Origin of the sequence: Stenotrophomonas sp. UBA7606 (assembly GCF_002477705.1) — a bacterium.
Lineage (GTDB): Bacteria > Pseudomonadota > Gammaproteobacteria > Xanthomonadales > Xanthomonadaceae > Stenotrophomonas.
The window spans coordinates 73,168-98,243 of the sequence record NZ_DLJW01000110.1 but is presented as its reverse complement, the minus strand read 5'-3'; the positions used below and the strand labels follow the sequence as shown (position 1 = coordinate 98,243).

General features: G+C 65.8%; 26 protein-coding genes. 15 read left to right on the top strand and 11 right to left on the bottom strand.

Going from position 1 to position 25,076, the window contains the following annotated elements:
• The first annotated feature begins 1 nt into the window (after position 1).
• From B2527_RS14040 to B2527_RS14015, 6 genes are read left to right on the top strand one after another with little or no spacing between them, the layout of a single operon-like run.
• Positions 2–994: a hypothetical protein gene (locus B2527_RS14040; RefSeq protein WP_293714517.1), complete on the top strand. Its 993-nt coding sequence runs from the start codon at positions 2–4 to the stop codon at positions 992–994.
• Complete coding sequence (locus B2527_RS14035; RefSeq protein ID WP_293714515.1) at positions 991–2,772, top strand: hypothetical protein; 1,782 nt, start codon at positions 991–993, stop codon at positions 2,770–2,772. Before B2527_RS14040 ends, B2527_RS14035 begins: the two co-directional genes overlap by 4 nt.
• Positions 2,773–2,794: 22 nt before the next feature.
• Positions 2,795–3,376 carry a hypothetical protein gene (locus tag B2527_RS14030; RefSeq protein WP_293714514.1) on the top strand — a complete coding sequence of 194 codons (582 nt, stop codon included), beginning with the start codon at positions 2,795–2,797 and terminating at the stop codon, positions 3,374–3,376.
• A 20-nt stretch (positions 3,377–3,396) separates the two neighbouring features.
• Positions 3,397–4,746: an AMP-binding protein gene (locus tag B2527_RS14025; RefSeq protein WP_293714512.1), complete on the top strand. Its 1,350-nt coding sequence runs from the start codon at positions 3,397–3,399 to the stop codon at positions 4,744–4,746.
• Positions 4,743–5,312: a nicotinamide riboside transporter PnuC gene (gene pnuC / locus B2527_RS14020; protein WP_293714510.1), complete on the top strand. Its 570-nt coding sequence runs from the start codon at positions 4,743–4,745 to the stop codon at positions 5,310–5,312. Before B2527_RS14025 ends, pnuC begins: the two co-directional genes overlap by 4 nt.
• Positions 5,309–6,394, top strand: a complete 1,086-nt coding sequence (locus B2527_RS14015; RefSeq protein WP_293714509.1) for an AAA family ATPase — start codon at positions 5,309–5,311, stop codon at positions 6,392–6,394. Before pnuC ends, B2527_RS14015 begins: the two co-directional genes overlap by 4 nt.
• Here the strand turns inward: B2527_RS14015 and B2527_RS14010 are convergent.
• Positions 6,388–6,801 carry a tetratricopeptide repeat protein gene (locus B2527_RS14010; protein ID WP_293714507.1) on the bottom strand — a complete coding sequence of 138 codons (414 nt, stop codon included), beginning with the start codon at positions 6,799–6,801 and terminating at the stop codon, positions 6,388–6,390. The two genes, B2527_RS14015 and B2527_RS14010, sit on opposite strands and share 7 nt — an antisense overlap.
• 72 nt (positions 6,802–6,873) lie before the next feature.
• Positions 6,874–8,022 (bottom strand): hypothetical protein, encoded by a 1,149-nt coding sequence (locus tag B2527_RS14005; RefSeq protein ID WP_293714505.1) that lies wholly within the window; start codon positions 8,020–8,022, stop codon positions 6,874–6,876.
• Between the two features lie 350 nt (positions 8,023–8,372).
• On the opposite strand from B2527_RS14005, the gene bla reads away from it, so the two are divergent.
• Together bla and B2527_RS13995 are read left to right on the top strand one after the other, a co-directional pair.
• Complete coding sequence (gene bla / locus B2527_RS14000; RefSeq protein WP_293714503.1) at positions 8,373–9,251, top strand: subclass B3 metallo-beta-lactamase; 879 nt, start codon at positions 8,373–8,375, stop codon at positions 9,249–9,251.
• Between the two features lie 97 nt (positions 9,252–9,348).
• Positions 9,349–10,350: an alpha/beta hydrolase gene (locus B2527_RS13995; protein WP_293714501.1), complete on the top strand. Its 1,002-nt coding sequence runs from the start codon at positions 9,349–9,351 to the stop codon at positions 10,348–10,350.
• A gap of 39 nt (positions 10,351–10,389) precedes the next feature.
• Here the strand turns inward: B2527_RS13995 and B2527_RS13990 are convergent, their stop codons facing one another.
• Positions 10,390–11,217, bottom strand: a complete 828-nt coding sequence (locus B2527_RS13990; RefSeq protein WP_293714499.1) for a hypothetical protein — start codon at positions 11,215–11,217, stop codon at positions 10,390–10,392.
• 202 nt (positions 11,218–11,419) lie between these two features.
• Here B2527_RS13990 and B2527_RS13985 point away from each other — a divergent pair, with 202 nt between their 5' ends.
• The 4 genes from B2527_RS13985 (at position 11,420) to B2527_RS13970 (ending at position 15,412) form a co-directional block, all read left to right on the top strand.
• A complete protein-coding gene (locus tag B2527_RS13985; protein WP_282268719.1) occupies positions 11,420–11,695 on the top strand; it encodes a metal/formaldehyde-sensitive transcriptional repressor in 276 nt (91 codons plus the stop codon).
• 51 nt (positions 11,696–11,746) lie between these two features.
• Positions 11,747–12,856, top strand: coding sequence for an S-(hydroxymethyl)glutathione dehydrogenase/class III alcohol dehydrogenase (locus B2527_RS13980; RefSeq protein ID WP_293714494.1), 1,110 nt, complete (start codon positions 11,747–11,749; stop codon positions 12,854–12,856).
• 77 nt (positions 12,857–12,933) lie between these two features.
• Positions 12,934–13,761, top strand: a complete 828-nt coding sequence (fghA, locus tag B2527_RS13975) for an S-formylglutathione hydrolase (RefSeq protein ID WP_293714492.1) — start codon at positions 12,934–12,936, stop codon at positions 13,759–13,761.
• 199 nt (positions 13,762–13,960) lie between these two features.
• Complete coding sequence (locus tag B2527_RS13970) at positions 13,961–15,412, top strand: GGDEF domain-containing protein (protein WP_293714490.1); 1,452 nt, start codon at positions 13,961–13,963, stop codon at positions 15,410–15,412.
• A gap of 86 nt (positions 15,413–15,498) precedes the next feature.
• Here the strand turns inward: B2527_RS13970 and B2527_RS13965 are convergent, their stop codons facing one another.
• The 3 genes from B2527_RS13965 to B2527_RS13955 form a co-directional block, all read right to left on the bottom strand.
• Positions 15,499–16,185 (bottom strand): adenine nucleotide alpha hydrolase, encoded by a 687-nt coding sequence (locus B2527_RS13965; RefSeq protein ID WP_293714488.1) that lies wholly within the window; start codon positions 16,183–16,185, stop codon positions 15,499–15,501.
• Positions 16,186–16,188: 3 nt separating this feature from the next.
• Entirely contained in the window at positions 16,189–16,527 is a 339-nt protein-coding gene (locus tag B2527_RS13960; protein WP_293714486.1) for a hypothetical protein, read from the bottom strand.
• Between the two features lie 71 nt (positions 16,528–16,598).
• Entirely contained in the window at positions 16,599–17,540 is a 942-nt protein-coding gene (locus tag B2527_RS13955; RefSeq protein ID WP_293714484.1) for a DegV family protein, read from the bottom strand.
• 249 nt (positions 17,541–17,789) lie between these two features.
• Between B2527_RS13955 and B2527_RS13950 the strand changes: the two genes are divergently transcribed.
• Positions 17,790–18,329 (top strand): DUF924 family protein, encoded by a 540-nt coding sequence (locus B2527_RS13950; protein WP_293714482.1) that lies wholly within the window; start codon positions 17,790–17,792, stop codon positions 18,327–18,329.
• A gap of 314 nt (positions 18,330–18,643) precedes the next feature.
• On the opposite strand, the gene grxD is transcribed toward B2527_RS13950, so the two are convergent.
• Positions 18,644–19,570 carry a Grx4 family monothiol glutaredoxin gene (grxD, locus tag B2527_RS13945; RefSeq protein WP_293714481.1) on the bottom strand — a complete coding sequence of 309 codons (927 nt, stop codon included), beginning with the start codon at positions 19,568–19,570 and terminating at the stop codon, positions 18,644–18,646.
• Between the two features lie 61 nt (positions 19,571–19,631).
• Between grxD and B2527_RS13940 the strand changes: the two genes are divergently transcribed.
• Positions 19,632–20,411: a polysaccharide deacetylase family protein gene (locus tag B2527_RS13940; protein WP_293714479.1), complete on the top strand. Its 780-nt coding sequence runs from the start codon at positions 19,632–19,634 to the stop codon at positions 20,409–20,411.
• A 41-nt stretch (positions 20,412–20,452) separates the two neighbouring features.
• Positions 20,453–21,715 carry a DEAD/DEAH box helicase gene (locus B2527_RS13935; RefSeq protein WP_293714477.1) on the top strand — a complete coding sequence of 421 codons (1,263 nt, stop codon included), beginning with the start codon at positions 20,453–20,455 and terminating at the stop codon, positions 21,713–21,715.
• A gap of 134 nt (positions 21,716–21,849) precedes the next feature.
• Here B2527_RS13935 and B2527_RS13930 read toward each other — a convergent pair whose 3' ends face one another.
• The 4 genes from B2527_RS13930 to B2527_RS13915 form a co-directional block, all read right to left on the bottom strand.
• On the bottom strand, positions 21,850–22,179 hold the full coding sequence (locus tag B2527_RS13930) for a DUF6172 family protein (RefSeq protein ID WP_293714475.1): 330 nt from the start codon (positions 22,177–22,179) through the stop codon (positions 21,850–21,852).
• A gap of 79 nt (positions 22,180–22,258) precedes the next feature.
• Positions 22,259–22,930: a class I SAM-dependent methyltransferase gene (locus tag B2527_RS13925; RefSeq protein ID WP_293714931.1), complete on the bottom strand. Its 672-nt coding sequence runs from the start codon at positions 22,928–22,930 to the stop codon at positions 22,259–22,261.
• Positions 22,931–22,953: 23 nt separating this feature from the next.
• The gene (locus B2527_RS13920) at positions 22,954–23,595 is read right to left on the bottom strand and encodes an SGNH/GDSL hydrolase family protein (RefSeq protein WP_293714473.1); all 642 of its coding nucleotides are present in this window, start codon (positions 23,593–23,595) and stop codon (positions 22,954–22,956) included.
• A gap of 9 nt (positions 23,596–23,604) precedes the next feature.
• The gene (locus B2527_RS13915) at positions 23,605–24,876 is read right to left on the bottom strand and encodes a pyridoxal phosphate-dependent aminotransferase (protein ID WP_293714471.1); all 1,272 of its coding nucleotides are present in this window, start codon (positions 24,874–24,876) and stop codon (positions 23,605–23,607) included.
• Positions 24,877–25,076: the final 200 nt, after the last annotated feature.

The following is a 25,076-nucleotide window of genomic DNA, read 5'->3' as shown; positions in this document are numbered from 1 at the left end:
GATGCTGTCATCCGCACTGACCGGTCTGTTGGCTTCGCGCCGCAGCCTGCTCAACCAGCAGGTTGCCGAAGCAAGGCGACGCTGGCCCACTCTGGATACCGCGGCGTTTTCGGTCTTTGTCGCGCAGATGCTGGACCCTTTGTGCCTGGCGATTGCCGCAGTGGATGAAGCTGCGATGCCGGCGGCCACCGAGGTGGCCTTCGAGCTGGGGCTGGAACTGGTTGCACAGGGACTGGCGGGACCGGCAGCTCGCTTGCCGTGGGTAGATGCCGCGTGGCAGCAGCTGGTAGTGCCTGCCGCACCACTGATCGCAGCTGCACCGCTGGAGACGCTGGGGGCGCTCAGCAATGCGGTTGTACGCATGCACGAGGTGCCGGGCGTGCGCATTGACGCATGGCTGCAGCGCATGGCCGCATTGGCGCCGCGTTGTGACAGCACGGCGGCCTTGCGCAGCGTCGGCGCGCTGTGTGCGTGGCAGGCGGGCATGGCGCATCTGCGCGAGGCAGCGTTGGCGCAGGCCGATGGCCTGCCTGCTGCATTGGCGGCAGAGGCTTTGGGGGTCGACGAAGCTCAGTGGCCGTCGCTACGCAGCCAGCTTGGCAGCGAGCGCTGGTGGCACCCGCAGGGTGCAGCGGCAAGCGCGCAGGGACAGACGGTGGGCGGCTTCACCGGCTTTGGTGGCCCTTTCGCTGCGCCGCCGGAGCTGCGTGCCAGCGCGGAAGGCTTCATCGCACGTAGCGGCGACCGCCATTACCTGCTGATCGCCGATGCCTTCGGTGGCGTGGTGTTGCCGGCCAGCGCAGCGGAGTTTGCTGCCGCGCGGGTCACGCCGGCAACGCAGCTTTCAATCGACAGCCAGGGCGCGCGCATTGGCACGACCACCATCGCTTACGCCGCACCCGCTGATGGCCTTGTGGCAGTGGCTGGGCCGGCGGGTATCGCCCTGTATTCGCCATGGTCGCACCACGTGCGCCTGCTACCGGGCGCGGCATGAGCAGCACCGAACAGGAAAGCCTGCTGGCCAACTGGCGCGCCGCCTGGCCGCTGGCCTTGGCTGATTGGAGCCGTTTCACCCGGCTGCAGGATCCCCGGCTGTGCGATAGCAGCGTCGAGGCGGCGAAGGAAGGCCTGAGCGGCAGCTTCGCGATGATCCGCCTGGCCGACCAGCGGGTGGTGATCGATCTGCCGCAGGTGCAGCGTTTGGGGCTGCAGGATCACGCCCGCGAGATCCTCGCCCACGAGATCGGCCATCACGTGCTGGCACCTGCGACTGCAACGGATCACGCGCGGCTGCTGGCGCGTATCCGTCGCGCGCTACCGACATTGGAAGCGCACGCGCCGATGGTCGCCAACCTCTATACCGACCTGTTGATCAATGACCGCCTGCAACGCCAATGCGGCCTGCGCATGGCCGCGATCTACCAGCGTCTTGCGGCAGGTGCCAACGGCAGTTCACCGTTGTGGCAACTGTACATGGGCATCTATGAGCAGCTGTGGCAGCAGCCGGCCGGCAGCCTCGGCGGACCAGCGCTGGAAGCTGCAGGCCTGCGCGGCGATGCCTGGCTGGGCGCGCGGGTGATCCGCACCTATGCCGGCGAGTGGATGGAAGGTGCCAGCCGTTTCAGCGCCTTGCTGCTGCCGCACTTGCTGGAGACGATCAGTGACGCGCGCGTCGACGCGCTGATGGATACCCGCCATGCCGGGCGTGGCAGCCAGCCGGTGGGACTGGACCGGCTGGAAGATGACGAACTCGCACCGGTGCTGCATCCGGCATTGGATCCGCGCATCACCGGTGAGGACGAGGCTGGCATGGCAGACGTGGCGCCGGAGGACGCGTTGCCGACCAGCGCACCGGGACACGGCCAGACCCGCGAGCCGTTCGAGTACGGCGAGATACTGCGTGCGGCCGGGCTGGACATGGACCCGCAGCAATTCGCGGTGCGCTATTACCGCGAACGGGCGTTGCCGCACCTGATCCGCTTCCCGGTGAGCCCGCAACCGCAGGCACAGGAGCTCGAACTGGAAGGGCTGGAGCCCTGGGAACCAGGCGATCCGCTGGACGCGGTGGATTGGCTGCAGACCGTGATGCAGTCGCCCACCGTGGTGCCGGGCGTGACCACGGTGCAGCGGGTGATGGGGCCGGCGCCGGGCAACGAGCCTGCCAATGAACCGATTGATCTGGACCTGTACGTGGACAGCTCAGGCTCCATGCCCGATCCGCAGCAGGTCACCTCCTGGCTGACCCTGGCCGGTGCGGTGATCGCGTTGTCGGCGTTGCGCGCGGGTGCGCGCGTGCAGGCCACCTTGTGGAGCGGCAAACAGCAATGCCTGCACACCGATGGCTTCGTGCGCAGCGAGGACGACATCCTCAAGGTGCTGGTGGGTTACTTCGGTGGCGCAACGGCTTTTCCCATCCATCGCCTGCGCAGCACTTATGCGCAGCGGCCGGTGGCTGCGCGTGCCGTGCATATCCTGCATATCTCCGACGATGGCATCACCACCATGTTCGAGCAGGACGAACGCGGCAACAGCGGCTGGGATGTCGCCGCGCAGGCGCTGCGTGCAGCCCGGGCTGGCGGCACCATGGCGCTGAATCTTTACAGCCCGCTGCCAGCAAGCATGGCCGGCGCAAAGGGCTGGACCGCCGACCTGCTGCGCGCCCGCGAGCAGGGCTGGGATATCCATGTCGTGCGTGACATGGCCGATCTGCTGGTCTTCGCACGTGAGTTCAGCCAACGCCATTACCAGTCACCGGGCGTGGTCGGCCGATGAAAAAGACCTTACGGAACCACCCATGAGCAACAGCGCCCCGCTGGACGCCCTGCTGCGTCGCCTGATCGATACACCACCGGACTTCCTTGATCCGCCACGGCGCGGCCGCGAAGGACAGCTGCACGCCGCCGCCGTGGTCAATGACGTGCTGGCATTGCACGGCGTCGCCTTGCCTGCCGCATTGCAGGCCAGCCTGTCCGGCGACCTGGCCGCGGTCACCACCAACCAGCTGAGTCTATCCGCGGTGATGGCCTGGCTGCTCGCTGATGAGGCCTGGCACGTGCTGCGCTTCCCGCGTGAGGCGCTGCTGCCGGTAATTGCCGAGGCAGTGCCCGCGTTGGCAGCGGAGGCCGCAGTGAACCGCTATCTGCACGACCCGGACCGGCGCGAGGAACTGGTGCGTACAGCCATCGCGCGGCTGGGCCTGCTGCCTGCGGGTGAAACCGCCGCACAGGCAGCCGATCGCCTGGCCAGCGTCAGCAGCGTCGAGCGCCGTCGCCTGCTGGACGCCAGCCGCGCCGCTGAAGCGCGCGCGCGTGCGATCCGCGAGGCGCTGGCGCGCAAGGCCGCCGAGGAGTCGGCGGACAAGTGGACGCGCGAGTGAACGCGCTGGTGGACGTGCAAGTGAACCGGGACCCTCACGACGGCGAGCGCTATCCCACCCTGAGCGAAGCGGGCAGGGCGATGCTGCAGCGGATGCGCGAGCATCCGGCGGCACCGCGTTACCGCAACCAGAGTGGCAATCGACTGCTCGCCGAGGAAGTGCAACAAGTACGCGCGTACGAGCACGACATCCTCGGCGCTGGTTTCCAGTGGCAGCCGGGTTCACCGCCACCGTGGCTGCAGGGCTTTGTCGAGGATGTGGTGGCACAGGTGCCGTATTTCCGCGCGCGCGGGCATGTTGCATGCTTCGAGGACATCGCCACCACCCATCGCGGTGACTTGGCTGCCGACATCGCCCAGTTCGTTCCCGATCCGGTGCCGCTGCAGCGGATGATGAATTTCCGCACCACCGGCACTACCGGGCATCCGCTGGTGCTGCCCTCGCATCCGGTGGTGGCCGCACGCTACCTGGCCTATCACAAGCGCGCACTGGCCCGGTTTGGCGTGCAGCTGCGCAATGGCCAGGGGCAGATGGGGGTGATGCTGCTGGGCATGCAGCAACGCTGTTTCACCTATGTATCGGTGACGCCGAGCATGGGCGAATCCGGTCTGGCCAAGATCAACCTGCATCCGGACGATTGGCGGCATGCGGATGACCGTGCGCGCTATATCGATGCGCTGCAGCCGGAAGTGATCGCCGGCGATCCCATTTCCTTCGCCACCTTGCTTGAGCTGGCACCGCGCCACCGGCCGCGCGCCCTGCTGTCGGTGTCGATGGCCTTGTCGCCGGGTCTGCGCCAGGCCTTGCAGCAGCAGTTCGGTTGCCCGGTACTGGATATCTATTCGATGAACGAAGCCGGTCCGCTGGCGGTGCATGACGCCATTGCCGGTGGGCATGTGCTGCTGCAGCCGGGCATGTACGTGGAAGTGCTGGACGACGATGGCAATGCGCTACCCACGGGTGAAGTGGGCGAGATCACCCTGACCGGTGGCTTCAACTTCTGCCTGCCGCTGCTGCGTTACCGCACCGGCGACCGGGGAGCCCTGGCCATGCATGGGCGGCTGCCGATGATCGTCGACCTGCAGGGCAGGCGACCGGTACGCTATCGCACTCACAGCGGCCGCTGGATCAACAACATCGACCTGACCCATGCCCTGGCGGCGCTGCCGTTGTCGCGCTTTCGCGTGCACCAGCACCACGATGCTGCGGTGAGCCTGTATCTGCCGCTTGCCGAGATGGCGCATGCGCAACCGGCGCAGGCGGCGTTGCAACTTACCTTGGACGGCCTGCCGGTGCAGGTCGTGCCGATGCATGCGGAGGACAAAGTGCTGCAATACACCACCGATCTCGATGAAGGCCTGGCTGCATGACCGGGCTGGAAATCGCCGCCAACGCCTTCGCTACCGCGTCCATCCTGTGCGCCGCACGCAACAGCGTGCATACCTGGTGGACGGGCATCATCGGTTGCTCGCTGTTCGGCCTGTTGTTCTGGCATACCCAGTTGTATGCCGATGTGCTGCTGCAGGTGTTCTTCGTGGTGGCCAGCCTGTTTGGGTGGTGGAACTGGCATGCCAGTGCCAGTCATGCAGCCTTGCCGATCCAGCGCACGCCATTGCGCAGCTTCCTGCTGATGGGCGCCGGTGCGCTGCTGGCCGGTGCTGCTTACGGACTGGTGCTGCATCGCTTCACCGACGCTTACGCGCCGTTTGCCGACTCCTCGGTGCTGTGCCTGTCGGTGCTGGCGCAGTTGCTGCTGATGCGCCGGCGCATCGAAACCTGGCCGGTGTGGGTGCTGGTCAACACCATCGCGGTACCGCTGTACGCTTCGCGCGGGCTGACCCTGACCTCCGTGTTGTACGCGGCTTACTGGATCAATGCGTGGCTGGCCTGGCGGCACTGGCGGAAGTTGTGGCGCACGCAGGGCGCGCAGGCATGAGCATGCCGCGCACCGGCCTGGTGGTGGGCAAGTTCTGCCCGCTGCATCGCGGCCATCAGCTGCTGCTGGACCATGCGCAGGCCGCCTGCGCCCAGTTGATCGTGGTCAGCTATACCAAGCCCGAGTTCGCCGGAATGGAGCCGCAGCGGCGTGAGCAGTGGCTGCGCAGCCTGTACCCGGGTGCCCAGCACTGGGTGCTGGACGATGCGCGCCTGGCCGCGCACTGCCAGCGGCTGGGCCTGCCTAAGCGCGCTCTGCCGGACAACGACGCCAGCGACGCGGTGCACCGGTTGTTCATGGCCTGGTTGCTGCGTGAGGTGATCCGCCAGCAGGTGGACGTGGTGTTCAGCAGTGAGGACTACGGCCCCGGCTTTGCCGAAGTGCTGTCACAGCAACAGCAGTTGCATGGCGGTTGCGCGGTGGCGCATGTGGCGGTGGACCCGGCGCGGCGCACGGTGCCGATCTCGGGCACTGCGTTGCGTGCCGATCTGCATGCGCAGCGGCGGCAGTTGGCACCGCAGGTATACCGCCACTTCGTCAAGCGGGTGGTGTTGCTGGGGGGCGAGTCCACCGGCAAGTCCACGCTGGCGCGGCGTTTGGCCGAATGCTGTGGCAGCGTGCATGCCGCCGAGTACGGACGGGAGCTGTGGGAGGCGAATAATGGCCAACTGCAGGAGGCCGATCTGCTGCATATCGCCCAGACCCAGATCGCCCGCGAGGAGGCCCTGCTGGAAACCGCCAGCGCCTGGCTGGCCTGTGATACCTCGCCGCTGACCACCTTGATGTATGCGCAGGCCATGTTCGGGCGTGCCGATCCGCTGCTGCAGGCATTGTCGGCCCGTCATTACGACCTGGTATTGCTGTGCGCGCCGGATGTGCCTTTCGTGCAGGACGGTACGCGCCGTGATGCGGATTTCCGCCGTTGGCAGCATGGCTGGTACCTGCGCGCGCTTGAAGCGCGCCAGCTACCTTATCGCCAGCTGCGCGGCAGCTGGCAGCAGCGTGAGGCGACCGCCTTGGCGGCGATGGCCGAGCTGCAGCAGGCTGGCCATCAAACCACTGCGGCGCTGCCGGTTCAGTAACGCGCTGCAGTCAGTGGCGCATCGGCCCATTGCCAGGCGGCTGCCTGCTGGCGTTGGGTTTCGGCAGCCGCTTTTTTCTGTCCCAGTGCCTGCTGCGCCTGTGCCAGCCCCTGCAGGGACCAACCGTTGGCGGGATAGGCTTTCAGGTCCTGATCGAAGGCGGCGCTCGCACCCTTGGCATCGCCGGCTTCCAACAACGCGGCCCCCAGATAGGGGCGTACCGGCAAGGGCCAGTCGGCAGGCTCGTTGTAGGCCAGGGCGTCCTCGGCGCGCACCGCCTCGCGCAGCGCGGCCAGCGCCGCATCGTGCTTGCCCTGCGTGCGCAGCAGTTCGCCTTGCAACAGCGCGTCGGCTACCCGCAGCACACCATCCGCGTGGTTTATGTCGAAGAAGCTGATCTGTGCCATCGCCGGGTCGGCGGCGATCGAGTGCAGTGCGCTGGCCTCGGCAAGTGCCTGCTCCAGGTTGCCCTTGCGCGCCTACGCCATGCCGCGCGCAAAGTGGCGTATCGCAGCGGGGTAGGGCAGTTCCGCTGCGGCAGGCATGTCCGCGAGGATCGCGTCCCAATCGCCAAACCGCACCTGGGTGAGCAATGGGGTGACCAAGAACTGCTGCATGAACTGCATTGGCGCCTCGCCCATCACCTTGCGGTCGGCGCGCGCGGCGGTCTGCTGCGCGGCCTGCAGTGACAAGGTGCGCGAGCCGGTCAGGCCGGTGGTCATCGTCGCGAAATGCCAGTTGTGCGGCACGTAACCCAACGGATAGACGCCGTTGCTGCCGCGGCAGACTGCAAGGAAATCCTTGTCGGCGGTAGTGGCGGAAAGGTTGGTCATCGTTGCATCGTGGTAGCGGCCCACACGGATGTAGATATGCGCAGGCATATGCACCAGATGGCCGGATCCGGGTGCCAATGCCGCCAAGGCATCGGCATGCGGCTCGGCACGCTTGGGTTCGGGCGAGGATTCCATTGCGTGGATGTAGTAGTGCATTGCCCCGATATGGCGCGGGTTGCGCGCCAACACGCGCTCCAGTTCGCCCACCAGGGTGGGCGTGTATGCACGGGGCTTGCCGTCCTGCCAGTAGGCCCACGGCGAAAGGTCCATCAGCGCCTCGGCGTACAGCGTGGCTGCATCATCGTCCTGCGGGTACTGCGCCACGACCCTGGCCATTGCTTCGGCATAGCGGCGGTCCAGTGGCTGCCTGTCTTCCGGTGCAGGATCGGCATAGCGCTGCTGCAGCGCTGTGATCAGTGCCCGGTCCACCGGCCGCGCGGTGCTGGCCAGGCGGCTGGCACGTGCCGCCAGCGCGGCGGCGTCCCTGGCAACGGTCGGGTCCATCGGCATGTTGATGTTGGGGCCCAGCACCAAGGCCTGGCCCCAGATACAGATGGCGCAGGCCGGATCCAGCCGCGCGGCCTCGGCAAATGCACGCCCGGCCGCCTCGTGGTTGAAACCATAGGCCAGGCGCAGGCCTTGGTCGAAGTAGCGCTGTGCCAGTGGCACCTTGCTGCCGATGTCGCGGTGCAGGTCGCCGAAGGTTTCGAACAGCGGCAGCTCTGACGGCTTGGCTGCGGCTGTCGCCTCGGCTGCAGCTGGCGGCTTGCTGGAATCGCAGGCTGTCAGGAGCACGACGGCGATCAGGGATGGAAGCAGCAGGGACAAGGATCGGGTGACCATTGTGGCTTCTCCGGGCAGATGGGGGCGAAGATACTGCTGCCCGCAAGCGCGCGTCGACAGGGTTCACGCGCGAATGCCGTAAAAAAAGCAGTACCGGAAATCGCAATTACAGAGCGCTGCGAACGGCCCTGGTTCAACGCGGCCGATTGCGGCAGCGGTGCAGACAGGTTTCGCGCGTCCCGGCGGGCGTCTGCCGATCTCCCCAGGCCCAGAAAAAACTCATGGCTCGGCCCAGTTCTTCGCATTTGTGGCGTCGCCAATCCGCGCCCACAGTGGCAACCACTTCCAGAACAGGTGTAGCAATGAACGCAGGGCAGGGCAATGGTTGGCGCGCACGGGTGGCCGCGCTGGTGATCAGCGGATTGATGGCCAATACGGCATGGGCCGCTGATCCACCGGCATGGACGGCAGCGACCGAACCCTTCCAGATTGTCGACAACGTCTACTATGTCGGCAGCCAAGGGCTGGCGGCCTATCTGATCGTATCCAGGCAAGGCGCCATCCTGCTCGATGCGACCTTGGCGGAGAACGCCGGCCAGATTGAACGCAACATCGAAGCCGTCGGCGTTCCGTTGCGTGATGTCCGGCTGCTGATCAACAACCATGCCCACGCCCATCATGTCGGCGCACTGGCGCAGCTCCAGCGTGATACGGGCGCGCGCGTGCTCGCCAGCGCCGGCGACCGCTGGGCACTGGAGAACGGCCGCAACCAGGGCGACACCAACTATGGCGTACAGCCGTTTGCGCCGATCAGCGTGGATCAGGAAGTTGCCGATGGGCAGACGATCCAGCTGGGCGAGGTCGAGCTGACGGCGCATCTGACCCCGGGCCATACCCGTGGCTGCACCAGCTGGAGCATGACGGTGAATGATCGCGGCACGCCGCGCCCGCTGCTGTTCCTGTGCAGCATCACGGTTGCCGGCAATACCTTGGTCGGCAACAAGGGCTATCCGGCCATTGCCGGGGATTTCGAGGCGACATTCGCAAAGCTTGCGGGTATGAAGGCGGATATCGTGCTCAGCGGTCACCCGGAGATGACGGATGTATTTGGGCGCCAACAGCGCAGGCAGGCGGGTGACGCGGATGCCTTTGTTGATCCAACACTGCTGCCGACCCTGGTTCGCAACGCTCGCCTGCGCTTCGAGCAGCAGCTTGAGAAAGAGAGCGGTGTGGTTCGTTGAGCCCTCGCGGCTGCGGAATGGGGAGCGTATGCGGCTCTGGCAGGTGATTCCGGCGTCGGCAAAACTTTTGGTGCTTCAGAGAACAAAGGATTCGAATATGTCTTGCACAGCCTCCCTTCGTTTCATTTCACTGCTGTTGCTGGCTAGCGCATCGGGCAGCAGCGCTGCCGATGCCTTGGGGCAGCCCACGGTTGGCAAGTCCTCCGTCGATGCAGCAGAACAGCCGTCGCCTGCCATCGCCTACTCGCAGGAGGTGCCGCTGTGGCCCGAGGGCTCGCAGGTACTGCTCGACGGTATCAACGCGCTTGCCCCTGAACCCTGGGCCTGGACCCGGCCAAGCTATCTCGTGTACTCGCCCCGGCACAATTCGTCGCGGGCGGCGGTGCTGGTATTTCCCGGCGGCGGCTACAAGGCCTTGGCGATAGGGCCCAACAGCACGCTGGGGCTTCATGGCTCCGATGTCTGCAAGTGGCTGACCGATGCCGGCATCACCTGCATCCTGGTGAAGTACCGCGTGCCGAATACCGGTTGCAACTGGAACAGTGAGACCCGGCGGCATGAGCAGCCCGCGATTCCGATGGCGCTGCAGGATGCGCAAAGAGCGCTGTCGCTGGTCCGCTACAACGCGCAGGCATATGGGGTGGACCCGGACCGGATTGGGGTGATGGGGTTTTCCGCAGGGGGAAATCTTGCGGTGCTTTCGTCGACGGGTCTCAGGCAACGCACCTATGCGGCCATCGACGCGGTTGACCAGGTCAGTAGTCGCCCTGACTTCGCAATACCCGTGTATCCCGGCCACCTGACGATGGAGCACAAGAACAAGACGCCCAAAGCCGTCGCCGCACAGGAGCTGAACACCGATATCGAGGTGTCTGCCGCGGTGCCGCCCACGCTGCTCATCCATGCCAAGGATGACCCGGTCGATCCATCCTATTACTCGGAGGTGTATGCCAGGGCGTTGCAGCGGGCCGGCGGCAGTGTGGAGCTCAGGCTCTATGAAAGCGGCGGCCACGCCTTCGGTGTCAGGAAGCAGGGCAAGGACACGGATCGATGGACGGAGGATGCGCTGGCGTGGTTGCGCGGCATCCATGTCGTTTGAGTGCTGGTGCAGGAACGCAGATGGAGCAGGACCGGCACGTCAGTTGTTCGATCTCAATAGATCCAACTTGACCCGTGATTTTTCGTCTCCCAGCGCGACACCGCGTTCCAGTAGTGCCAACGCAGCGGCGCGGTCGCTTTTGCCGCTGCGTTCCAGTCGCATGATCGCGGCATTGTAGGCGGCTACCGCGTTTCCCATTTCGGCGGCATGTTCAAAACCGAGCAGCGCCTCATCAGGACACAGCAGGAAAATATCCTTGCCGGCGGCAGCGCGCATCTGCACGTAGGCGTCGCCCGGTGCGGCGTTCTCCGGCAATTGCGCAGGCCAGCCTGCGACCAGGGAGACCAGCAAGGGTTCACCCTCTGAAACGGAATAGGAACCGGCTCCTTCGCGTACGGTGAACGCCTGGCGGGTGGTGTGACGCGTGCCATCCTTGTTGAGCCACAGAAAGCCGGATTCACCGCTTACGGGAAAGCCACCCAGGGCATCGGAAAGTTGTGCGGCCAATGAGGGCACGCCGGGGCTGGGTGAGACAGCTGTCCAGGAAGCGATCAGTTCGATGCGGGTGACTTTGCCGTCAAGCCCGGAGCGAACGGAGCTGGCAAATTCTTCGATGGAGAGGATGCGCATCTCTGTGTCATAGAGATGCCATGGGCTGCTGTGAATGCCGATGGTGAGGACATCATCGCTGTCTGGTATCGCTTCCATATAGTGGCCCAGCAGTTCCCCCGCGTTGCGGCATTGGTCAGGCATCCGGTTGGGGAAGCAGGTAGGCACCATGACCGAACCGGAAAGACCCAATTGCGAGGCTTCGCAAGCCAGGACGGTGGGGCTGAGCAGGGAAAGTGCGATCAGGGCAGCTTTCATAGGGTGGTCCATGGCAGAGGGAGCATGTTTGCGTGAGCATGCAGGCCGTTGGTTGGCCGCGCAAGCTGGCAACCTCGGTCTTGTGCGCGGCCGTCCATCAAGGTGCGCTGGAGCATGATTGGGGGGCGCATTTGGCACTCTTGATGGCATTTGCGTCGGCTCCAAAATATACTATCCCCCAGTACAGGATATCGGGGCCGCCATGCCGCACTCGCCGGAAGAGAAAAAGAAGGTCCTGGCCCGGGTCAAGCGCATCCGTGGCCAGTGCGATGCGCTGGAGCGCGCATTGGAGGCCGGCGCGGACTGCAACCCGGTGCTGCAGCAGATCGCAGCCATCCGCGGGGCGGTCAACGGGCTGATGTCCGAGGTGATGGAGGCGCACCTGCGCGAGGAGTTTGGCCAGCCGGCGCGCTCGGACGCGCAGCGTGCCGCGCGTGTTGCCGAGATGTCCAGCCTGATCCGTTCCTATCTCAAATAATCCCGGGCGGCGCACTGCGCTGTCTTCCGTCATTCCCGCAGGAGAACAACCATGAAATCACGCGCCGCCGTTGCCTTTGGTCCGGGCCAGCCCTTGCAGATCGTCGAGATCGATGTCGCACCGCCGAAGGCGGGCGAGGTGCTGGTCAAGATCACCCATACCGGTGTCTGCCATACCGATGCTTTCACCCTGTCCGGTGATGATCCGGAAGGCCTGTTCCCCTGCGTGCTCGGCCATGAAGGCGCCGGCATCGTGGTCGAGGTGGGCGAGGGCGTCACCTCGGTGAAGCCGGGCGACCATGTGATTCCGCTGTACACCGCCGAGTGCGGCGAGTGCCTGTTCTGCAAGAGCGGCAAGACCAATCTGTGCACCTCGGTGCGCGCCACCCAGGGCAAGGGCGTGATGCCGGACGGCACCAGCCGTTTCTCCTATAACGGCGAGCCGATCTACCACTATATGGGCTGCTCCACGTTCTCCGAGTACACCGTGGTGGCCGAAGTCTCGCTGGCCAAGGTCAACCCGGAAGCCAACCCGGAGCATGTCTGCCTGCTGGGCTGTGGCGTCACCACCGGCATCGGCGCGGTGCACAACACCGCCAAGGTGGCCGAGGGCGACAGCGTGGCCGTGTTCGGGCTGGGCGGTATCGGCCTGGCGGTGATTCAGGGCGCGCGCCAGGCCAAGGCCGGCCGCATCATCGCCATCGACACCAACCCGTCCAAGTTCGAACTGGCCAAGCAGTTTGGTGCCACCGACTGCGTCAATCCGAAGGATCACGACAAGCCGATCCAGCAGGTCGTCGTTGAGATGACCGGTTGGGGCGTGGACCACAGCTTCGAGTGCATCGGCAATACCCATGTGATGCGTGCGGCGCTGGAATGCGCACACCGTGGTTGGGGCCAGAGCGTGATCATCGGCGTGGCCGGCGCTGGGCAGGAAATCTCCACCCGTCCGTTCCAGCTGGTGACTGGCCGCAAGTGGATGGGTACCGCATTCGGCGGCGTGAAGGGTCGCAGCCAGTTGCCGGGCATGGTCGAAGACGCGATGAAGGGCGATATTGAGCTGGCGCCGTTCGTCACCCACACGATGGAACTGGAGAAGATCAATGAAGCCTTCGACCTGATGCACGAAGGCAAGTCGATCCGCTCGGTCATCCATTACTGAGGCTGGCTTGTGGGATCGGCGTAAGCCGCCAAGCCCGTACTTCATCAATCGCAACCCAACACCCAAGGATTCAAACCATGCAACGACTAGAGCACCGTGCCTGCTTCGGCGGCTGGCAGGACGTGTACCGGCACGAATCCAAGGTGCTGGGGTGTGAGATGACCGTGGCCGTGTACCTGCCGCCGCAGGCCGCGCACGGCCGCTGCCCGGTGCTGTACTGGCTGAGCGGGCTCACCTGCACCGAGCAGAACTTCATCACCAAGGCCGGGGCGCAGCGCTATGCGGCCGAGCACGGCATCATTCTGGTGGCACCGGACACCAGCCCGCGTGGCGACAACGTCGCCGATGCCGAGGGATACGATCTGGGCAAGGGGGCGGGTTTCTATCTCAATGCCACGCGTGTGCCCTGGGCTGCGCATTACCGCATGTATGACTACATCGTCGATGAGCTGCCGGCGTGGGTGGAGGCCAACGTGCCGGCCAGCGACGTGCGCGCCATCAGTGGGCATTCGATGGGCGGGCATGGTGCGCTGACCATCGCGTTGAAGAATCCGGGCCGCTACCGCAGTGTGTCGGCGTTCTCGCCGATCGTGGCGCCGTCGCAGGTGCCGTGGGGGCAGAAGGCCTTCGCCGCCTATCTGGGCGACGATCGTGCGGCTTGGAAAGCCCATGATGCGACCGAACTGGTGGCGCAGGCGCAGGAAAAGCTGCCCTTGCTGGTGGACCAGGGCGGTGCGGATGAGTTCCTGGAGAACCAGCTGCGGCCACAGTTGCTGCAGGCAGCGTGTGACGCCGTAGGGCATCCGTTGCAGCTGCGCATGCAGCCGGGGTATGACCACAGCTACTACTTCATCAGCAGCTTCATCGGCGAGCATATCGCCCATCACGCCAAAGCGATGCGCTGAGCCGTTGCTGGCAGAGCCGAGCCATGCTTGGCTGAGGCTCTACCGGTAACGCCGCTGCCGAGCATGGCTCGGCACTACAGGCTGGTTGCCTTGGCGGGGCGTTGGCATGGGCTGGTGATGCCGTGGCGGGGCCTGGGTCACGTTGCGGGCCTCGTGGCCGGGTTATCGTGCAGGCAATGACCTGTCCGATGGGGGATGCATGCCGCTGCTGCTGGTCCTGCTGTTCCTGGTCTGCCATGGGCTGGTGCTCGCTGCAGGGGCAGGTACCGCTGGCACGGGCTCTTTCGGCTTTTTGATCGCGGCACCATTGCTGGCCGCCGGCTGCTGCCTGTGGCGTGCCCGGCGTAACGCCGCCGCCTTGGGGTGGGGGGCGATGGCAATGGCGATGCTGCTGTGGTCGGGTGGCATGGCCTTGAACCTGATCGATGCGCTGGCAGCGGGCCGCACCGATCTCACGCCGCGCGTCAGCATGCTGTTGTACGTGCTTTATGCCGTGCCCTTGGTGTTCATCCTTGCCCGCGCGCGCTCCGAGCGCACCAGCATCAGCCTGATAGACGCGACCCTGGCAGCCTTGCTGGGCGTACTGTTCTTCGTGCATACCGGGTTCTTTGCCGATCGTGTCGACGTCGACGATGCCGCGCTGGACAACATGCGCTACATGTTCGATATCCAGAACCTGTGCATAGCCGTTTTTGCCATCGTGCGCTGGCTGGCTGCGGATACTGCAGAGTGGCGCAGCCTGTTCCGGGCGTTGGCGCTGTATGCAGTGGGCTATCTGTTGGCAGCTGGCTACATCAATCATTTTTCTTCGGAAGATTCGTTCGGCGCCTACAACGATCTGTTGATCGATCTGCCCTTTCTGATACTGGCCTGGTTGGCGGTGAGGCCCGTGCGCGCTTCGAGCTTTGCGCCCAGCCCTCGCTTGTCACGCCTTGTGCAGGCGGGCGGGCCGATGATCCTGCCCTTGTTGCTGCTGGTGATTGGCACCCTGGTGGTCGACCATGCCCGGGCGCTGGCAGTGACCGGCTTCGTGGTGGCCACGCTGGGGTTTGGCCTGCGCAGCATGCTGTTGCAGATTGGTCTGCTGGAGCACCAGGCGGCCCTGGACCAGTTGGCAAGGCAGGACGGGCTGACCGGCGTGGCCAACCGCCGGCAGTTCGATGCGGTGCTGCAGAACGAGTGGAGCCGGGCGTGCCGCAGTGGCGGCAGACTGGGTTTGTTGCTGATGGATATCGACCATTTCAAGGCATTCAACGATGCACATGGACATCCGGCGGGCGACCGCTGCCTGCAGGTTGTTGCGGCTTGCCTGCAAGCCAACGTGCGGCGCGCCGGTGATTGCCTGGCGCGCTATGGCGGTGAAGAGTTCGCGGTGATCGTGCCCGGGGCTGCGCACGACGATATGGCCACCCTTGCCGAGACCCTGCGGCTTGCCGTTGCTGGACTGGCGCTGCAGGAAGGGCCGGTGAGCATCAGCATCGGGGTGGGGTTCCTGGAACCGTCAAGTACACGTGATACGCGGCAGCTGCTGGCTGATGCCGATGCCGCGTTGTATGCGGCCAAGCATGCCGGGCGTAATCGCGTATGCGTGGGAACCACACAGTTGCCGCAGCAGCCGGTCCATGCATCTCCCCCGGTAGGCACGGCATGAGCGGCAAAGCTCGCGCGGTGTTCCGACGGTATCCGCTCCGGGATCGAAGCATGTGTCTGGGGTTGTGGGACCGACTGCTTCGCGGCTCAGGCCGGCCCCACTGTGGTGATGAAGTCGGTGTAGGCGTAGCGGCCGTCGCGTAGCACGGTCTCGCCTTGCTGTAGTTGCAGCGGCCTGCGGAACATCGGCCCGGCGATGACGCAGGTGTGGAACTCGCCGTTTTCGCCACAGGGGTCTACATCAGCGGGCAGCGCATCCAGCAGGGCATGGTCAAATACGTGGCCGGCAAAACCGGCATCCAACTGCGCACTGTCCACGCAACATAGCTGTGCCTTGAGGCCTGCATCGATCATCTGCCGGGCCAGTGCCGCAGTGTCGCGGCCGAACAGGGGAAACAGCGCCTGCCAGCCGAATTCGGCGTACTGCTGCTCACGCCATTGGCGGATGTCGGCCAGCAGCAGGTCGCCGAAGGCAATGCGGGCGATGCCGGGCCAGCGCTGTTGCGCCTGCTGCAATGCTTCGTGCATCGCCGCCAGGTACAGCGCGTTGTCGCAGGCCTGGGGGATCCAGGCCTCCCGCAACGGGAGCCCGACGGCGTCGGCCTGTGCCTGCAGCACGGCATGACGCACGCCCTGCATGGACGAGCGCGCATGGCCTTCGGTCAGTGTGGTAAGCAGTGCGACCACCTGTACGTCATCGCGTTGCTGCAGTGCGTGCAGCGCCCAGGCGGCGTCCTTGCCGCCGCTCCAGGAAAGCAGAACCGGCGTACTCACGGCTCAGCGCACGTCGCGCAGTTCCCAGTTGTTACCGGCCAGCCAGCGCATGCGCTGCTTGAACAGGTCGCCGGACAAGGTGGTGCTGGCCACCAGGTTGATGCGCAGGTCGGCCTGCTCGCCTGTCACCGTGGCCTGCGGATCGGTGGCGCCCAGTCCCGGGTCCACGTCCTCTGGCTCATCTTGGGTGGCTTTCCAGCGCTCGAACAGCTCGGGCGTGCGCAGGGCGGCCTGCAGCTGCTCGGCAAAGGCATCGGCACCGCTGGCGGTGAACGACAGGCGCGGGTCGGTGCCGCGGGCCTTGGCCGGGTCAGGCAGCGAAATCGAGTAGTGCACGGTCATGTTGGAACTCCTTGTGGGTAAGCCAGCCTAGCGCGCCGCGTGTGGCGGCGTTGTCCACGGACGCGGGTCGTTCAGCCGAAGGTATGCGGGCCGTCGGCGAAGCCGATGGTGACCGCGCCCTTGCCGACATTGACCATGCCGGTCAGGCTCATCACTGCTTCCAGCAGTTGCACGCCTTGCTGCTGGCACGTATCGCGCAGCTGTTGGTAGCCGGGCAGGGCACGCAGCTCCTCCAACGGGCCGCCATAGCTCACGCAGACCACCGGGGTCATCAGACCGGCAGCGACGCGCTTGCCGACGAAGCCGAACAAGGTCTGCACCGCGTTGTCGAAGCCCTTGATCTTGGCCACCGGCTCGGTGTTGCCGCGGTAGCCGTGCAATACCGGCTTGATGTCCAGTGCACTGCCCAGTGCGGCGCTGAACAGCCCCACGCTGCGGTCGCCCTTGTGGCGGGCGCGGGCGCGCATGTAGTACAGGTCGCGGGTGACCATGTAGCCGTGCACATTGCCGGCCACCTGCTCCAGCCGCTCGCGCATCTGCGGCACGGTGGCACCGCTGTCGCGCAGGCGCACCGCTTCCACCGCGCTGACGGCCTGCGCCGCGAACAGGTTCTGGGTGTCGATCACGCGCAGGCTGAAAGGTGAGTTGTAGCCGGCCGCCTGGCGGATGGGCTTGTATTCGTTGAGGATCGCGTAGCTGGCCTGCACCGCATTGTCATGCAGCGGGCTGCGGGTGCGGGTGATGGTCATGCAGAACACCTGGTCATAATCGGTGACCAGCCGTTGCAGGAACAGGTCGCGGATCTGCGCGGCGCTGTAGGGGATGGTTTCCGCCTCCGCCCCCTGGGCAATCAGTGGGCCCTGCAGAAAGGCCAGGGTGGCCTGTTCGTCACGGTTGTCCGGCAACACGGTGTCGCCGATGCGCACGCTGATGGGTAGCAGCACCAGTTGGTGCGCATCCAGATAGCCATCGGGCAGGTCACAGGCCGAATCGACCACAATTCCTATACGCATGAAGTGCCCCCCTCAAGGCCCAACAGTTGTTCAAAGCTTGGAACCCTATCGCAGTTCTGCGTGCCGGGTGCTCGCATTGTGCGGCGATCATCGCAGAACAGTTGGACTTATTTCACACTTTGCTCATACCCAGCCGGGCGGTCGGCTATTAAGCTGGCTCCCAGGCAGGGGTGTGCAACGCCCATAATGTGAAGGCATTGGGTAGGGGATGTGACCGCCCGCAAATGGGGGGTTACCTGGGGAATGGCAATGGAAACGGAAAAATCGGTGGTGGAGTTCTGGCGCGCGGCGGGTCCGCAGCGCTGGTTCGAGCGCAATGAGGCGTTCGACGCCGAGTTCCGGCAGCGTTTTGAGGCACTGCATTACCAGGCTGCACGGCGCGGTTGCGAGGATTGGTTGCACACCGCCGAGGGGGCGTTGGGGCTGCAGATCCTGCTGGATCAGTTCCCGCGCAACTGTTTCCGTGGCACGGCCCATTCCTATGCCACCGATGGGCTGGCCCGGCACTACGCCATGCGCACCATCGAGGAAGGCCTGGACCGCGAGTTGGCGCCCTTGCTGCGTGCTTTCATCTACCTGCCGTTCGAGCATTCCGAAGACCCGCATGACCAGGACCGCTCAGTGGCCATGTTCGAGGTGCTGGGGGACCTGGAGTACCTGAAGTTCGCCGAGCTTCACCGCGACATCATCCGCCGGTTTGGCCGCTTTCCACACCGCAATGCCGTGCTGGGACGCATCCCCACGCCGGATGAGCTGCATTTCCTGGCCGAAGGTGGCTTTGCCGGTTGATCGTCGCTGGCGCCCGGAGCAAGGGCGAGCGCGGGTAGGAATGGCGACGGCGATGTCTTGCATCCGCTAGCGTTGGCTCCCTGATTGGGTGAAGGCAGCAACGCCAGCAGCCAATGACGTGCCCAGGAATGCACCGTGCTCCGGCTGGTTGGCAGCCGTTGGCAAATAGCAGCGGCTGCCTGTTCCCGGGGGCGCTGCGCTTACCCGGGCTATGCTGATGCTGTCTTGGGCGCCCGGAAAGCGGGCAGCCTGCCGGCGCGGACAGAAAAAAAACGCCGGCAATGCCGGCGTTCTTCTGGTGCTGGGCGCAGGGCTCAGTACTTGGCGATGCTGTTGTCCACTTCGTCGGCCCAGGCATCGATGCCGCCGGTGACGTTGAACACATTGCTGAAACCCAGTGCCAGGAACTGCGCGGCAGCCTGTGCACTGCGGCCGCCACGATGGCACAGGAAAGCCAGCGGGGTGTCCTTGGGCAGGGCTTCCAACTGTTCACGGTTGCCGGCATCAAAGGTTTGGTAGCTGCCGTTGATGGAGGCGATTGCGCGTTCTTCCGGCGGGCGCACGTCCACCAGGGTGATGGTGCCCGCACGCAGCTGGTCGTCGGCGCTGCGTACATCCAGTTCCTGCACCGGCTTGGGCGCGTTCGGGTTGTTGATGGCCAGGCCCTGGCCACGGATGTCGTCCACCCAGTCGATGGTGATGCCTTCGGCGCGACGCGCGCTGGAGGTATCGAACTGCACACGCAGGCCGTTGGATTCGGCGGCAATGGCGTTGGCGTCGAAAGGGGCCAGCTGGAAGTTCGGCTGGAAGCGGGCGTCGATGCTCAGCTGCAGCGCGGCACCCGGGGCGTCGGCCAGGGCGCCCTTGAGCATTTCCACGGCGGCCGGGGTGACGGTGATCGACGGCGGGGTGCGGTCCGGGGCGGCAACGCCGAGCAGGCTGCTCAGCTCACCGCTGTTGGCCATCTGCAGGATGATGTCGCTGCCGCCGATCAGTTCGCCGTCCACGTACAGCTGCGGAATGGTCGGCCAATCGCCGTACTGCTTGATGCCTTCGCGGATTTCCTGGTCGGCCAGCACGTTGATGTGGCCGAACTCCACGCCCAGGTCCTGCAGCGCGCCAACAGCCTTGGCCGAAAAGCCGCATTGGGGCATGGTCGGCTGGCCCTTCATGAACAGGACGACGCGGTTGGCGCCGAGGATGGATTCAATGCGCGAACGCAGGGCGGGGTCCAGAGACATCGTAAGCTCGTGTAAGTGGTCGTAGACGTGGGTAATTCTACGCTGCATGGCATCATGGGGAATGACTGCCCCGGAAACCCTGCATCGCATTCCTGTACACCCGTGGCGTTGGCTGCCCTGGCTGATTCTGTCGCAGTTGCTGGTGGCGCTGCTGTGGTGGCGGTTTGGCTGGGTGTGGGGGCTGCCATTGCTGCTGGCCAGCCATGCCCTGTTCGTGGTGCCGGTTTTCCTGCCCAACAGCGGTTTCTATGCGCCGGTGCTGAGCCGTCTGCCGGGTCAGACCGTCTGGCTGACCATCGACGACGGCCCCTCCGATGACACCCTGGCCATCCTTGATCTGCTGGACCGCTACGACGCCAAGGCCAGCTTTTTCATGGTGGGGGAACGTGCGGCAGCGCGGCCGGCATTGGTGCATGAGGTGCTGCAACGCGGGCACGGCCTGGGCAATCACAGCCATTCGCACCCGCAGGCGCGTTTCTGGGCGCTGGGGCCGGGCCAACTGGCCGCTGAGATCGGTCATTGCCAGCAGGTGCTGGGTGAGCTGGCTGGCAGTGCGCCACGCTGGTACCGCTCGGTGGTCGGCATGACCAACCCCTTCGTGGCCCCGGCGCTGAAGCGCCATGGGCTGACCCGGGTGGGCTGGAGCGCGCGCGGCTACGACGGCGTCAACTGCACACCAGAGAGCGTGCTGGCGCGGATTGTGCCGCATCTGGCCCCGGGGGCCATCGTGCTGCTGCATGAAGGTGCGGCGCACGGCCACAACCTGGCCATCATTGAAGCGGTGCTGCAGCAGCTGCAGGCGCGTGGTTTGCGTGCCCGCCTGCCGCAGACAACGGCGTAGACTCGCCTCCCCGCCATCCGGCGGCGTCCTGGACCCCCACCATGCCTTTTTCCCAACTCGGCCTGTCTCCCTATGTGCTGCCCGCCTTGCAGCAGGCCCTGCAGCAGGCCGGTTACCTGGCGCCGACGCCGATCCAGCAGCAGGCCGTGCCGCTGCTGCTCAAAGGCCGGGACGTGGTGGCGCTGGCACCTACCGGCTCGGGCAAGACTGCCGCCTACGTGCTGCCGGCGCTGCAGCGCTTCTTCATGGCAACGCCGCGCAAGCCGCGGGTGCTGGCGCAACTGATCCTGGTGCCGACCCGTGAGCTGGCGCTGCAGGTCAGCGATGTCTTCACCACCCTGGGGCGCGAGCTGCCGCGCCGGCCACACCTGGTCTGTGCGGTGGGTGGTGTGTCGATCAACCCGCAGATGATGGCGCTGCGTGGCGGCGCCGACGTGGTGGTGGCAACCCCCGGACGCCTGCTGGACCTGCTGGCGCACAACGCCCTTTCCCTGAAGCAGGTGCAATCGTTGGTGCTGGATGAGGCCGACCGCCTGCTGGAGCTGGGTTTTGGCGATGAGCTGCGGCAGATCCTGGCCGAGCTGCCGCAGCGCCGGCAGACCGCCTTGTTCTCGGCCACCTTCGCCGCCGATACCGAAGCCTTGGCGGCCGCGGGCCTGCAGGCACCCCAGCGGCTGGAAATTGCCGAGCAGTCGGTGCCGGACATCGAGCAGCGTGCAATCCACATTGATGGTGCGCGGCGTGCCGAGTTGCTGCTGTCCCTGCTGGAAGACCCGCAGTGGCAGCAGGTACTGGTATTTGTGGCCAGCATCCGTGATGGCGACCGTTTGGCCGCGCAGCTGCGCAAGGCCGACATCAATGCCCAGGCGCTGCATGGCGAGCTGTCGCAGGGCCGGCGTTTCCGCATGCTGCAGGATTTCAAGGACGGGCAGGTGCGGGTGCTGGTGGCGACCGACCTGGCCGCGCGCGGCATCGATATCACCCGCCTGCCGGTGGTGGTGAACTACGACCTGCCGCGAGCGCCAGCCGATTACCTGCACCGGATCGGCCGGACCGGCCGTGCCGGGCAGAAGGGGCTGGCGATCAGCTTCGTTGATTCAGCGGCGATGGCGCATTGGCGCCTGATCTGCAAACGCCATGGGCTGGCGAGTGCGACCGAGGTGCTGGAAGGGTTTGCCCCCAGCCAGGCGGCGCCGGCGGCAAGCGTGGTTGCCGACGACAACGGCGGCATCAAGGGCCGCAGGCCGAGCAAGAAGGACAAAGCGCGGGCGGCAGCGGCGGCGGCCGAGAAAGCCGGGTCCTGACAGGACTGCGGCAGATGTAGAGCCGAGCCATGCTCGGCTGGGCCATTGCTTGGGAAAGCCTCTGCCGAGCATGGCTCGGCACTACATGCATTGTCTGGGAGTGCCTCTGCCGAGCATGGCTCGGCACTACATGATCAGTCTTCGAAATCGGTCTCTGCGGCCGGGGCGGGCTCGGCGGCCGGGCGCGGGTTGCGCTTGACCGGCTTGCGCAGCACTTCGACGTAGAACTGGGTGTTGCCGGCGGCGACCAGTGCATCGATGGCACGGAACAGCTCGTCATAGCCGACCGGGCCGGCCGAGGCTTCGTCCACGCCCAGCTTGCTGTCGAAGCCCCAGGCATCGGCGCCGGCCGGCAGTGCCTTGCCGCGCTCGCGCTTGGTGTACTTGCGGATGTCGTGCTTGCTGGCTTCCAGCAGGCGATCAGGGTGCTTGCCTTCGAGGGCGAGGTGGTAGGTCTTCTTCACGGGAATCTCGTTGCTGCGCCAGCCTGGGGGGGCCGGCAGGGAATGCGGACATTATCCCCGCAATCGGCTTGATGGGGGCTCAATCGCGGTGCGCGACCAGCAGCCAGTTGTTGAACGGGGTGTTGCCATACAGCGGACTGAGGTTGACCCGCAGGCCACACTGCTGCAGCACGGCCCGCAGCGCGTCGGCGCTGGGGTAGTGACGGGGCCGGAACTGCATCCAGCCGATCAGGTTGGCGGCGCGGTCACCGATGCGCGAGATGCGGCCACGCCGGGTTTCATCGGCCAATGCCATGCGCATCACCAGCCGGCCGTCGCCGTCCAGCATTGCCGCGCTGGCCCGCAACAGGGATTGCTGGGCCGGTTCCGGCAGGTACTGCAGGACATCGAGGATGGCGACGCTGCCGCGATGGCTGGGCAGGGTGGTCGCCAGATCCATGAGCTCGAAACTGCTGCCCACAAGCCCCGCACGCTCGGCGACCTTGGTGGCCCGGCGGATCTTGGCTGCGTCGTTGTCCACGCCGCGATAGGCAAGGGTCTGCTGGTCGTGGCGCAGGGCGTGCGCGAGCAGACCCAGGCCGCAGCCCATGTCCAGCAGTGGCGCAGTACTGCCACGCAAGGCCTGCAGCACGCCTGGATAAAGCGGATCGCTGCGCAGTTTGCCCAGCGTGTAGTAGTAGTCCCAGCGGTTGCCCCAGGGCCGCCGTGGTGCGAAGGCGCGGGCGATGGCGCGTGCGTCCTCGCCGCTCAGTGCGTGGTGAGCGGTATCCACCGTCACGTCGTGGAGGCTGCCCGGAGCAGGCCGGCAGCCACCGGCAACGCAGCGTCGGCCCAGCGTTGGTACATCCGTGCCGAGGGATGCAGGCCGTCTTCGACCAGCATCGCGGCATCGTCGCCGCGGTCCCGGCTGATGCCGGTGATGTCGACGAAGGCTACGCCGTAGTCACCGCAGCAGGCCTGCTCGGCGGCGTTGAAGTCGTCGATCTCGCGCGCCACCTCGGCGGCATCGCGGCCGTGCTGCTGCGCGTACGGGGTAATGCCCCAATCCGGCGTGGACAGCACCAGCACCCGCCGCGGGTCTTCGCCGGCCAGGGCAATCGCGCGCTGCAGCAGCTGCTCGAACTGCTGCCGGTATTCGGCCAGCGGCCGGCCGCGGTATTGGTTGTTGACCCCGATCAGCAGGCTGACCAGGGCGTAGGGACCTTCGGGAGCCTGCGCGTCGATGGCGGCGGCCAGCTCGTCGGTGGTCCAGCCGGTGGTGGCGATCACCTGCGGATCGTCCAGCTGCAGGCCCTGCGCGCGCAGCGCAGCGGCCAACTGGAACGGCCAGGTGCCGGCGCTGGGGACACCTTCACCAATGGTGTAGGAGTCGCCCAAGGCCAGGTAACGGGTGCAGGTTGCGGTGCTTTCGCTCATCGCCAGTGATCAGCCCACCGCGCTGCGCGGCTTGAGCTGCACCACCTTGGTGACGGCTTCGGCACGGCGCGCAAGCAGCTTGTCGATGCGGCCAAATACCTCGCGCATCACGCCGGCTTCCGGCAGCAGGGTGACGCGGAAGTGGTTGCGGTAGGGCACGTTGAAGCTGGAACCCGGCACCACCAGCACGCCTTCTTCCTCCATCAGCTGCAGGGCGAAGTCGTGGTCGTCAAAGCCCTGCGCGGCGGGGCCCACCACCGCCGGGAACGCATACAGCGCGCCGGCCGGGGTAACCAGCGAGAGGTGTTCGCTGGCCGCGCAGGCCTCGATCACCGCACGGCGGGTTTCGTACAGGCGGCCGCCGGGGCTGCACAGCGCGGTGATGGTGTCCGGGCCATTGACCGCGGCTTCGATGGCGTACTGGCCCGGCACATTGGCGCACAGGCGCAGCGCGCTGAGCAGGTCCAGTGCGGCGCGGAACTCGCCCAGCTGTTCGCCGGCACCGGACAGCAGCATCCAGCCCACGCGCCAACCGCAGGCGCGGTGCACCTTGCTCAGGCCGCTGAATGTCAGGCAGGGATGGTCGCCGGCCAGCGGGGCCACCGGCTGGAACTGCGCGCCATCGTAGAGGATCTGGTCGTATATCTCGTCCACCAGCAGCAGCAGGTTGTGCTTGCGGGCGATGGCGACGATCTTTTCCAGCAGTTCACGTGGATAGCTGGCGCCGGCGGGGTTGTTGGGGTTGATCAGCACGATGGCACGGGTGCGCGAGGACACCAGCGTTTCCATCTCCACCGGGTCCGGCATGAAGCCATTCTCCGGGCGGCAGCGGTAATACACCGGGCGGCCATCGTTGAGGATGGTGGCAGCCGACCACAGCGGATAGTCCGGCGAGGGCACCAGCACTTCATCACCGGGGTTGAGCAGGGCGCGCAACGACAGGTCGATCAGCTCGGATACGCCATTGCCCAGGAACACGCGGTCGGCAATCGCATCGGGCGCACCACGACGCGCGTAGGCAGCGGCGATGGCTTCACGTGCCACCGGCAGGCCCTGCTGGTGGGTATAGGGGTCCGTGCGGCCCATGTCATCGGCGATGGCGTGCTGCAGGTGTTCCGGCGCACGGAAGCCGAAGTTGCCGGGGTTGCCGATGTTGAGCTTGATCAGCTTGCGGCCCTGGGCCTCCAGCTCACGCGCTCGCCGGGCCAGTTCACCACGGATTTCGTAGCGGACTTCTGACAGGCGTTCACGGGTGGCTAGCGGTTTGACAGGGCTTGACATTTTCTCAGGGCCATCAAGGGCGTGGAAACCGCATGGTAGCTGAATTGTTGCGCTGCGGGGCGGGGGTTTTGGCGCGGGGATCGGGGAATCGGGAGTGGCGATTGGTTACAGCTAAAAGCAAGGCAAAGGCAGCCCCCTCCCCGGCCCTCCCCTTGCCTGCGGCAAAGGGAGGGGGAAAGCCAGAGCACCCCTCCCCAACC